This is a genomic window from Massilia sp., from assembly GCF_031995545.1.
In the GTDB taxonomy this organism is placed as follows: Bacteria; Pseudomonadota; Gammaproteobacteria; order Burkholderiales; family Burkholderiaceae_D; genus Telluria.
This window is the reverse complement of record NZ_DAMAGA010000014.1, coordinates 1-9,481: the sequence shown is the minus strand read 5'-3', so window position 1 is coordinate 9,481 and position 9,481 is coordinate 1. Positions and strand designations below refer to the sequence as shown.

Here is a 9,481-nt window from a genome sequence, read left to right as displayed (position 1 = left end):
CGGCAAGACCTACGAGCAGGACGGCGCGCTGTGGCTCAAGACCACCGACTACGGCGACGACAAGGACCGCGTGATGCGCAAGTCCGACGGCACCTTCACTTACTTCGTGCCGGACGTGGCGTACCACATCCAGAAGTTCCGCCGCGGCTTCGACCAGGCGATCAACATCCAGGGGAGCGACCACCACGGCACCATCGCGCGCGTGCGCGCCGGCCTGCAGGCGGTGAACATCGGCATCCCGCAGGGCTATCCCGACTACGTGCTGCACAAGATGGTCACCGTGATGAAAAACGGCGAAGAGGTCAAGATCTCGAAGCGCGCCGGTTCGTATGTCACCGTGCGCGACCTGATCGAATGGTCGGGCAATGGCGACGTGACGCGCGGCCGTGACGCGGTGCGCTTCTTCCTGATTTCGCGCAAGGCCGACACCGAGTTCGTGTTCGACGTTGACGTCGCCCTCGCGACCAACGACGAGAACCCGGTCTACTACGTGCAGTACGCCCACGCGCGCATCTGCTCGGCGCTGGCCAACTGGGGCGGCGACGTCGCCACCCTGGCCAATGTGGACCTGTCGCCGCTGACCGAGTCGCACGAATCGAGCCTGCTGGCCAAGCTGGCGGCCTACCCGGAGATGCTGCAGCGCGCGCAGGCCGAGCTGGGCCCGCACCAGGTCGCGTTCTACCTGCGCGAACTGGCCGGCGAGCTGCACAGCTACTACTTCGCGCACAAGTGGCTGCTGGACGACAACGAAGCGCTCAAGCTGGCGCGCCTGGCGCTGGCCGCCGCCACCCGCCAGGTGCTGCGCAACGGCCTGGCACTGATCGGCGTCTCGGCGCCGGACAAGATGTAATGTAACGATGTGATGCGTACGATGCGGCCCGGCGCCGCATCGTGCCGACTTCACTCCCTCCCGAACCAATCGAAAGCAACATGACCGCCATTCGTTCCTTCTCGAAGCGCAGCCAGCGCGGCAGCACCCTGACCGGCATCATCATCGGCCTGATCATCGGGCTGGGCATCGCGGTGGCGGTCGCGCTCATGATCACCAAGGGCGCCTCGCCCTTCACCGAGCGTTCCAACAAGATGGGCCGCCCGGCCGACCTCGAGCCGAGCCAGGCCACCGATCCGAACAAGCCGCTGTACGGCAACCGCGACGCCGCGCGCGAAGCCAACCGCGTGCTGGCCGAACGCGCCGCGCCGGCTGCCGCCCCCGCTGCGCCGGCAGCCCCGGCGCGCGCACCGGCCGCCGCCGCCGATTCCGACCCGCTGGGCGCGGCCATCGCCGGCATGCAGGAGCAGCCGAAGCTGGCCAGCGCCGCGCCTGCGCCGGCAGCTCCGGTGAATACCGCAGCGCCGAGCGGTGCGGCGGCCGCCGTCACCGACGGCTACATCTATTATCTGCAGGCCGGCGCCTTCCGCGAAATGTCGGACGCCGAGAACACCCGCGCCAAGCTGGCCCTGCTCGGCTTCGAAGCCGCGATCACCGACCGCACCACCGACAGCGGCGTGCTGCATCGCGTGCGCGTCGGCCCGTACAACCAGGTCGAAGCCGTGAACAAGGCGCGCGCCAAGCTGCTCGACAGCGGCATCGACGTCGCCATCGTCCGCAACCAGCGCTAACGCTCTCACTCCACCTATGCACGCGCCGCAGACAGGGGACCGGGTCTTCATCACCGGCGCCTCGAGCGGCATCGGTGCCGCGCTGGCGCGCGCGTATGCAGCGCGCGGTGCCACGCTCGGCCTGCTGGGGCGGCGCCGCGATGCGCTCGAGGCGCTGGCCGCATCGCTGCCCGATCCCGAACGCCATCGCGTGTATGCGGTCGATGTGCTCGACCGCCCTGCCCTGCAGGCGGCCGCCGCCGACTTTATCGCCGCGAATGGCGGCGCCGACATCGTCATCGCCAGCGCCGGCATCTCGCACGGCACCCTGACCGAACGCGCGGCCGACCTGAGCGTGTTCGACACCGTCTTCGCCACCAACGTCAACGCCACCGTTGCCACCTTTGCGCCCTTCGTCGACGCCATGCGTACGCAATCCAACCCGTGCCGCCTGGTCGGCATCGGCAGCGTGGCGGGTATCCGCGGCATGCGCGGCGCCGGCGCCTACTGCGCCAGCAAGGCGGCGGTGCACAGCTACTGTGAATCGCTACGCCTCGAACTGCGCGGTACCAACATCCGGGTGGTGACCATCGCCCCCGGCTACATCGCCACACCCATGACCAGCAAGAACCGTTTTCCCATGCCTTTCCTGATGCCGGCCGAGCGCTTCGCGGCGCAGGCTGTTGACGTCATCGCGCGTGGCGCCAGCTACCGCGTGCTGCCGTGGCAGATGGGCCTCGTGGCCAAGCTGCTGCGGCTGCTGCCCAACGTGGTATTCGATTTCGCGTTCTCGCGCGCCCCCACCAAACATCGCAAGGACGAAGCATGAACGCCGATACCATCCTCAACCTGTCGAAGTCCGGCGTCGCCGTTGAAGTCGTACGCGAGACCGGCTCCACCAATGCCGACCTGATGGCGCGCGCGGCGCAGCTCGACGCGCCGCTGCTGCTGGTCGCCGAGAACCAGACCGCCGGCCGCGGTCGCGCTGGCCGCAGCTGGCTGTCGTCGCCCGAAGGTTCGCTGACCTTCTCGCTGGCCTGGCGTTTCGAGGGCGGCCCGCAGGCGCTGTCCGGCCTGCCGCTGGCGATCGGCGTGGCGCTGGCCGAAACCCTCGGCACGCTCGGCCAGCAGGTGCAGCTGAAATGGCCGAACGACCTGCTCAAGGATGGCGACAAGCTGGCCGGGATCCTGGTCGAGACCCAGTCGGCGCCGGGCGGCGGCGTCTGGTGCGTGATCGGCATCGGCCTCAATCTCCTGATGCCGGACGAGATGGAAGCGCAGCTGGGCCGCAGCGCCGCCGGCGTGCCGTGGCTGGCGCGCATGGAGCGCGACGAGCTGATGGCGGCGCTGCTCGACGGCCTGGCCGCTGCCCTGCACGAATTCACCGCACACGGCTTCGCCGCCTTCAGCGCGCGCTGGAACCTGCGCCATGCCTGGCAGGGCCAGACCGTGGTCCTGCTCGACAACGGCGCCGTGCTGCACGAAGGCCGCGCCGCCGGCGTGGACGACAGCGGCCGCCTGCTGCTCGACACCGATGCTGGCCGCATCCCGATCCTGGCCGGCGACGTGTCACTGCGCGTGAAAGCATGATGCTGCTGGTCGACGCCGGCAATACCCGCATCAAGTGGGCGCTGGTGGATGAAGGCGCGGCGCTGGGCGCCTGGCGCGCCGCCGGCGCCGGGCTGCATGCGGAATTCGATCGCATCGCTCTTGAATGGGCCGCACGCGGATGCACGCGTGCGCTGGTCTCGAACGTGGCTGGTCCTGCCTTGGCCGAACGGATCGCGGCTGCGCTGCCGGCCGGTATGGAGGTCGAATGGTTCGCCTCGACTCCGACCCGCGCCGGCCTGCGCAACGGCTACCGCGAACCGTCCCGCCTCGGGTCCGACCGTTTTGCCGCCGCCATCGGCGCGCGTGCGCTGGCCCCTGGCCAGGACCTGATCGTGGCTACTTGCGGCACCGCCACCACGGTCGATGCGGTGCGTGCCGACGGCTGTTTTGTTGGCGGCATGATCCTGCCCGGTCTGGCCCTGATGGCGTCTGCGCTGGCGCGCAATACCGCGCAGTTGCCGCTGGTTGCAGCCGGAACCGCCCCTGCCCCGCTGTTCGGCGACAATACCGACGACGCCATCGCCGCCGGCTGCCTGTCGGCGCAAGCGGGCGCGATCGAGCGTGCGGTGGCGGGCCACGGCGCGCAGGTGTGCATTGTCTCGGGCGGCGCGGCGCCTTATATCGTCCCGAACCTCAAGGTCCCGTACCTGGCGGTCGATAACATCGTGCTGGTCGGCCTGCACGCGGCGGCCACCTGGAAAGGAGAGGAGAACCGGTGCTGAAATTCGTATTCTGGGCCCTGGTGGCAGCCAACGCCGCCCTGTTCGCCTATCGCGAGGGCTACCTGGGACCGGCCGGCGCCGAGGAGCATGAACCGGCGCGCCTGAAGAACCAGCTGGCGGGCGAGCGCATGGTGCTGCTGACGGCTGCCGAGGCCAAGGCCGCCGCTGACAGCGTGGAAGAAGAACAACCGGCGCAGGCTGAAGCGGATACACCGGCGCCGCAACCGGAACCGGTTGCAGCGGCTGCCCCGCCTGCCCCACCTTCCCCGGCGCCGCAACTGGTCGCCTGCGTCCAGGCCGGTCCGTTCTCGACCGCCGACGCACGCCGCTTCGAATCGCGCGTCAACCGCCTGAACCTGGACGCGCGCCCGTCGCGCGTCGAGACGCCATTCCAGGAAGTGACCAGCCGCCTGGTCTACCTGCCGCCCAACGGCGGCCGCGAAGGCGCCCAGCGCCGCGCCGCCGAACTAAAGGAACTCGGCGTGTCCAACTTCTTCATCATGCAAGGCGACTCGCCGCTGCGCTATGCGATCTCGCTGGGTGTGTTCAAAACCCAAGGCGCGGCCCAGAAACTGGCCGCCGACCTCGGACGCCAGGGCGTGCGCGGCGTGCGCATCCTGCCGCGCGGGCCGCAGACCACGCGCACGGCGTTCCAGTACCGGCGCATCGATGCAGCCGCGCGGACGCGCATTGCGGGCATTGCCGACGATTTCAGTGGTGCCGCAGTCCAAAACTGCGACTGAGGTCGCAGCCTGTTGCAACAGTCGGATTCGTTACCATGAACATGGTCGTGAATCTTTCGGTTCTCTGGCACTTATGGACTTGGTATAGGAATGTTAGTCTATTGAAACAAGAATGCCCCGGGAATGCCGGGGCGTTTTGCTACGTAGCTGCTCAAGCAACTTTATTGGCCGCTAAATCCCAGCCACCGACAGTCGAGCCACCTCCGCCACCGCCAATTTTCTGCTGAGTGTATTTCCACTTCACCTTGGAGAACTTGAGGCTGACATGCTCACCCAGAATCGAACCCGCTTCAATACCTGGAGAGATTGCTCCAATGAGTACGTTTTCGAGATCGATCTCAAAATATCGAACCGGATTCCCATTTCCATCGGCACGCATGAATTCGAATTTAGCCTTTGGAATAGTTTTCCCCATTGCACAGGTTTGCATCAAAATCGGTGATGATAAATCAGCCAGTTTGCTGAACGTTATCTCCTCCAGTTCCGCTCTCTCTGCAGTATGGCCGCCTCCGGTCGATGCAGTTGCGCTTCTCGGCTGAATAAGCCCCCAATTCACTGACTCGCATTCTATCCAGTCCCTGTGTTTATCATCCTGCGACTCTCCTTTGATCCCATCGATTTGCAGATAGACGTCGATTGCCATGATTCCTCCTGTATTTGTTGAGCAACCATATTGTCCCAATTAATACTGAATCCGCTTATGCAGTATCAACAGCCCTGTCAAATTCAATGATAAATTGAGAATTTGTCTCGACGACGGAGCTAGACATGACCAGTAGCAAGGGTAGGCCACCGAGCCCGAATGCCACGATGAAAATGTCGCCTGAAGCACGCGCGCGCATGCGGGCTACCGAGAAAGCGATATATCGGTATTACAACGATATGGGCAAGAACAAAGGGCACTGTACGTGGGGTGTGGGCATCCTTGCTCATAAAGGGGTATGCACCCCGGAAGAATTGGGACGAAAAGTATCAGCTGAGATGGTAGATCAGGAATACGAGCGAAAGCTTGTTGAAACGGAGGGAATTATTCGCCGTCAAATCACTGTTCCGTTGAACCAAGACCAATTTGACGCACTGTGTAGCTTGGCGTACAACACCGGCGCAAAAGGCGCTCGCACTACCTTTCACCTTGTCAATAAAGGCGACTTCGAAGGTGCAGCCGCCAACATGTCGCTGATGATCAAAGTCGCAGTAATTGAAAAAGGCAAAAAAAAGTATGTGACAGCGCCTGGACTTATCAAGCGCCGCGCTGAGGAAAGTGCGCCGTTTCTTACCACGCCTGCCAAAGCCGCTGCCAGCGAATAAGGAAATCGAAAATGTCTTTTCTTCGTCTAACCGCCCTTACCCAGATTGCGAGAATTCTTTCATTTATTACCGTCCTCGCCTTATCGACACCGCTTTTCGCTCATGCGTCAGAATCAATCGAACGCAGTGTGACTGGTGAATGGCGCTTGACTGCTGCTCTTGACGGCGCTGAAATAACGTCCCTAGATGAACGTCAAGCAAAACAACTACTCGGTCATGTTCTCACGATAAATAAGAATAAAGTCCAATTTGGGAAAACTGACTGTGGAGAAACAGGATTCGAAGCGCAAAAGGTTGAACCAAGACTTCATCTCCGCGACGAATTTCATGCAAGTTCAAAAAAACTAGGGCTTCCCAATCCGGTGACGGTTGTCGACCTTAGCTGCACGTCGGTCTTCATCAAAAATCGGAATCGTCTTGTTGTCTTCTGGCAGGGATGGTTTTTCGATGCCGTTCGAATCAGTAATTGAGCCGGTACTGCGTATTGCAAACAACGCCATGTCAACCGGCCAGCTAGCATGGCATGTACTTGGACCCGGAACCAGTGGAATTCGGGTCAGTGCCGAAAAGTGCACACGAGCTAAACAGTAAGAATAGTTGAGTCCGTGTCCCCCTTTTCGGCGCTGACCCGGGACGCGCTTTTCGACACTGGCCCGGGACGCTGCCCGGGACGCGAGCACCGCCGCATCAATGCCGCCACGCGCACGCGCATTGCGGGCGTCGCCGACGACTTCAGGGATGCCGCTGTACGACAACGCGATTGATGCGTCCGGCCATGGCCTGTCATTCCAGCCTGGTCTGGCCCAGACTGTCCTCGGCGCGCAGTGTGATGTTCGGATGACCGGCAAACACTTCCAGCACCAGGTCGAAATAGGTCGGCCCGCCCTGCCCGAGGCGCTCCAGCGACGCACGTATCGGTCCCGGCTTGAATCGCTGCGGATGCTGGAGCTTGTCGAGATAATAGGCGCGCGTCGCCTCGATGCCGAGGGCGCTGCGGCTGATGTGCATATCGCGCCACAGGACCAGCACCGGTGCCTTGCCGCGCAGGGCGCCATAGCCACCGTACAACATATCGTCCAGCGCATCCAGACTGGCCCCGAGCTGCCAGTCCTCGCCCGTCATGAATACCCGGTTGATTTCCGCATACAACGAAGCGATGTCGTGGACGCTGGCGCCGTCGATCGTCAGGGTCTGCGGCGGCGCATCGTCATTGGGCATCAGCGCCGCACCACGATCGGCTTCAGCCCCAAGTCCACCGGCACCGCACGCGCCGCTTCCGCCGCATCGGCCCGCGTCGGGAACGGCCCGCCATACAGCCGATTGAGCGCCCCCACTTTCACCACTTCCAGCGTTCCCAAATCGATCCCAGCGCGCGCGAGCTTCTCGCTGAGCGCTTCGGCAGTCCCCTGACGCCCATACGCGCCGAGCTGGATGTAATACCCGCTGGCCGCCGGCGCCGGCACGCCCGACGCATTCGCCGCCGCCGGCATATCGGTAATCACCGGCTCCATCTGCGCCGCCAGCGCCTGCGCCTCGACCCGGTCCTCCAGCATCAAGGCCGCGATATCTGGCGGCGCTGATTGCACTTTCGACACCGCCTCACGGCGTGCGGTGGCGATGCGGGTCGGGTCGTTCGGGAACAGGCGCTCGATCTCGACTTCGTGGCTGCCCTTGCCCAGCAATCCAAGCTTGAGCGCCGCCGTGTACGAGACGTCGATGATGCGGCTCGAGTGGAACGGGCCGCGGTCGTTGATGCGCACCACCACCGACTTGCCACTGTCGACGCTGGTGACGCGCACATAGGAAGGAATCGGCAGCGTCGGGTGCGCGGCCGTCATCTTGTACATGTCGTAGGCTTCGCCCGACGAGGTGCGCTGGCCGTGGAACTTGACGCCGTACCAGGTGGCGACGCCGCGCTGGGTGAAGGCGTCCTGGTGCAGGATCGGCGTATAGGTCTTGCCGAACACCGAGTATGGGCGGTTGGCCCACTTGGCATACGGTTCGTCCTTGACGATCGCGTCCGGCACGTCGAGCAGGCCGTCGGGGATGTCGTCGCCCGGGCCGTCGTCCTTGTAGTAGCCGCCGCGGCCGGAGTTGGCCGCGGGCAGCTTCGGTGCCGGGCCGTGCTTGGCGGTCGGCTTGTGCGGCCAGGGCAGGGGGATCAGTGGTTTATGTTCGCCGGTGGTGCTGCAACCGGCCAGTAGTACTGCAAATCCGGTAACCAGGGCCGCCGGGATGTTTCTTCGAACGGCCATGGGTCGTCCTCCATCTATTACGTCTGCACCAGTTTACGATGTCTTTGAATACTCATCAATATGCCGGCGCCAAGGCCGAGCGTGATGAATGCCGTGCCGCCGTAGCTCATGAAGGGCAGCGGCACCCCGACTACCGGCAAAATACCGGCCACCATGCCCATGTTGACGAAGGCATAGGTGAAGAAAATCATCGAGATCGAACCGGCCAGCAGGCGCCCGAAGGCGTTCGGGGCATTGGCCGCGATCATCAGGCCGCGTCCGATCATCAATAGATAAACGAACAACAGCACCAGGTTGCCGATCAGGCCGAATTCTTCCGAATACACCGAGAACACGAAGTCGGTGGTGCGTTCCGGGACGAATTCGAGGTAGCCCTGGGTGCCCTGCATATAGCCCTTGCCCGACACGCCGCCGGAGCCGATCGCGATCACCGACTGGATGATGTGGAAGCCCTTGCCCAGCGGGTCGGAGGTCGGATCGATCAGCGTCATCACGCGCTCGCGCTGGTAGTCGTGCATCATCGACCAGCCCACCGGCAGGCTGGCCACGCCGGCCACCGCCAGCGCGGCGATCGCCTTCCACGACAGGCCGGCCAGGAAGATCACGTACAGGCCCGAGGACGCCACCAGCAGCGAGGTGCCGAGGTCGGGCTGCTTCATGATGAAGGCGACCGGGATCATCAGGATCACCGCCGCCACCATGTAGTGCTTCCAGCCGGCGACCTGGGCCCGGGTCTGGAAGTACCAGGCCAGCATCAGCGGCACCCCGATCTTCATGATCTCGGACGGCTGGATGTCGATCACGCCGATGTGCAGCCAGCGCCGCGCACCTTTCTTGATCAGGCCGAACATCGCCACCGCCAGCAACAGCGTGACGCCGATGGTGTAGATCGGCACCGCGAGACGCATCATGGTCTGGGGCGCGATGTTCGCCGCCATCCACATGATCACGAAGGACAGCAGGAAGTTGCGGATCTGGTGCTCGACCCGGTCCGGGAAGTCGGCGCCGGCCGAGGTCATGGTGATCATGCTGATCGCCATCAGGACGAACAGGATCAGCGCCAGCGGGCCGTCGAACACGGCGAAGTACGGGCGCAGGCGGCGGCGCAGCGAGCGCCGTTCGGGAATATGGGCCATGGCTACTCGGTTCGGGTGGTGGTGGCGGCGCTGGCGACGACCGGGGCCGGCGCCGGTGCGGGAGCACGCGCCCGGGCTGGCGCAGGCTGGCTGCCAGTGGCCGGTGC

12 protein-coding genes are annotated in these 9,481 nt (G+C 64.1%); 8 read left to right on the top strand and 4 right to left on the bottom strand.

Annotation, left to right across the window (positions count from 1 at the left end; genetic code table 11):
- From argS to RTQ83_RS12100, 6 genes are all read left to right on the top strand, one after another.
- On the top strand, positions 1–850 hold an 850-nt coding region (gene argS, locus RTQ83_RS12125), incomplete at its 5' end, for an arginine--tRNA ligase (protein WP_312514708.1).
- Between the two features lie 80 nt (positions 851–930).
- On the top strand, positions 931–1,620 hold the full coding sequence (locus RTQ83_RS12120) for an SPOR domain-containing protein (protein WP_312514706.1): 690 nt from the start codon (positions 931–933) through the stop codon (positions 1,618–1,620).
- Between the two features lie 16 nt (positions 1,621–1,636).
- On the top strand, positions 1,637–2,428 hold the full coding sequence (locus RTQ83_RS12115) for an SDR family oxidoreductase (protein WP_312514704.1): 792 nt from the start codon (positions 1,637–1,639) through the stop codon (positions 2,426–2,428).
- Complete coding sequence (locus RTQ83_RS12110; RefSeq protein ID WP_312514702.1) at positions 2,425–3,189, top strand: biotin--[acetyl-CoA-carboxylase] ligase; 765 nt, start codon at positions 2,425–2,427, stop codon at positions 3,187–3,189. The genes RTQ83_RS12115 and RTQ83_RS12110 overlap by 4 nt, the downstream gene beginning before the upstream one ends.
- Positions 3,186–3,932: a type III pantothenate kinase gene (locus RTQ83_RS12105; protein ID WP_312514700.1), complete on the top strand. Its 747-nt coding sequence runs from the start codon at positions 3,186–3,188 to the stop codon at positions 3,930–3,932. Before RTQ83_RS12110 ends, RTQ83_RS12105 begins: the two co-directional genes overlap by 4 nt.
- Complete coding sequence (locus RTQ83_RS12100) at positions 3,926–4,675, top strand: SPOR domain-containing protein (protein WP_312514698.1); 750 nt, start codon at positions 3,926–3,928, stop codon at positions 4,673–4,675. The genes RTQ83_RS12105 and RTQ83_RS12100 overlap by 7 nt, the downstream gene beginning before the upstream one ends.
- A 151-nt stretch (positions 4,676–4,826) precedes the next feature.
- On the opposite strand, the gene RTQ83_RS12095 is transcribed toward RTQ83_RS12100, so the two are convergent.
- On the bottom strand, positions 4,827–5,318 hold the full coding sequence (locus RTQ83_RS12095) for a type VI secretion system tube protein Hcp (RefSeq protein WP_312514696.1): 492 nt from the start codon (positions 5,316–5,318) through the stop codon (positions 4,827–4,829).
- A gap of 167 nt (positions 5,319–5,485) precedes the next feature.
- Here RTQ83_RS12095 and RTQ83_RS12090 point away from each other — a divergent pair, with 167 nt between their 5' ends.
- Together RTQ83_RS12090 and RTQ83_RS12085 are read left to right on the top strand one after the other, a co-directional pair.
- Positions 5,486–5,983: a lysozyme gene (locus RTQ83_RS12090; protein WP_312514694.1), complete on the top strand. Its 498-nt coding sequence runs from the start codon at positions 5,486–5,488 to the stop codon at positions 5,981–5,983.
- A gap of 11 nt (positions 5,984–5,994) precedes the next feature.
- On the top strand, positions 5,995–6,453 hold the full coding sequence (locus tag RTQ83_RS12085; RefSeq protein ID WP_312514692.1) for a hypothetical protein: 459 nt from the start codon (positions 5,995–5,997) through the stop codon (positions 6,451–6,453).
- Between the two features lie 313 nt (positions 6,454–6,766).
- On the opposite strand, the gene RTQ83_RS12080 is transcribed toward RTQ83_RS12085, so the two are convergent.
- The 3 genes from RTQ83_RS12080 to rodA are packed head-to-tail and all read right to left on the bottom strand — an operon-like array spanning position 6,767 to position 9,374.
- Positions 6,767–7,201 carry a barstar family protein gene (locus tag RTQ83_RS12080; protein ID WP_312514690.1) on the bottom strand — a complete coding sequence of 145 codons (435 nt, stop codon included), beginning with the start codon at positions 7,199–7,201 and terminating at the stop codon, positions 6,767–6,769.
- Positions 7,201–8,238 (bottom strand): septal ring lytic transglycosylase RlpA family protein, encoded by a 1,038-nt coding sequence (locus RTQ83_RS12075; RefSeq protein ID WP_312514688.1) that lies wholly within the window; start codon positions 8,236–8,238, stop codon positions 7,201–7,203. The genes RTQ83_RS12080 and RTQ83_RS12075 overlap by 1 nt, the downstream gene beginning before the upstream one ends.
- 17 nt (positions 8,239–8,255) lie before the next feature.
- A complete protein-coding gene (rodA, locus tag RTQ83_RS12070) occupies positions 8,256–9,374 on the bottom strand; it encodes a rod shape-determining protein RodA (RefSeq protein ID WP_312514686.1) in 1,119 nt (372 codons plus the stop codon).
- Positions 9,375–9,481: the final 107 nt, after the last annotated feature.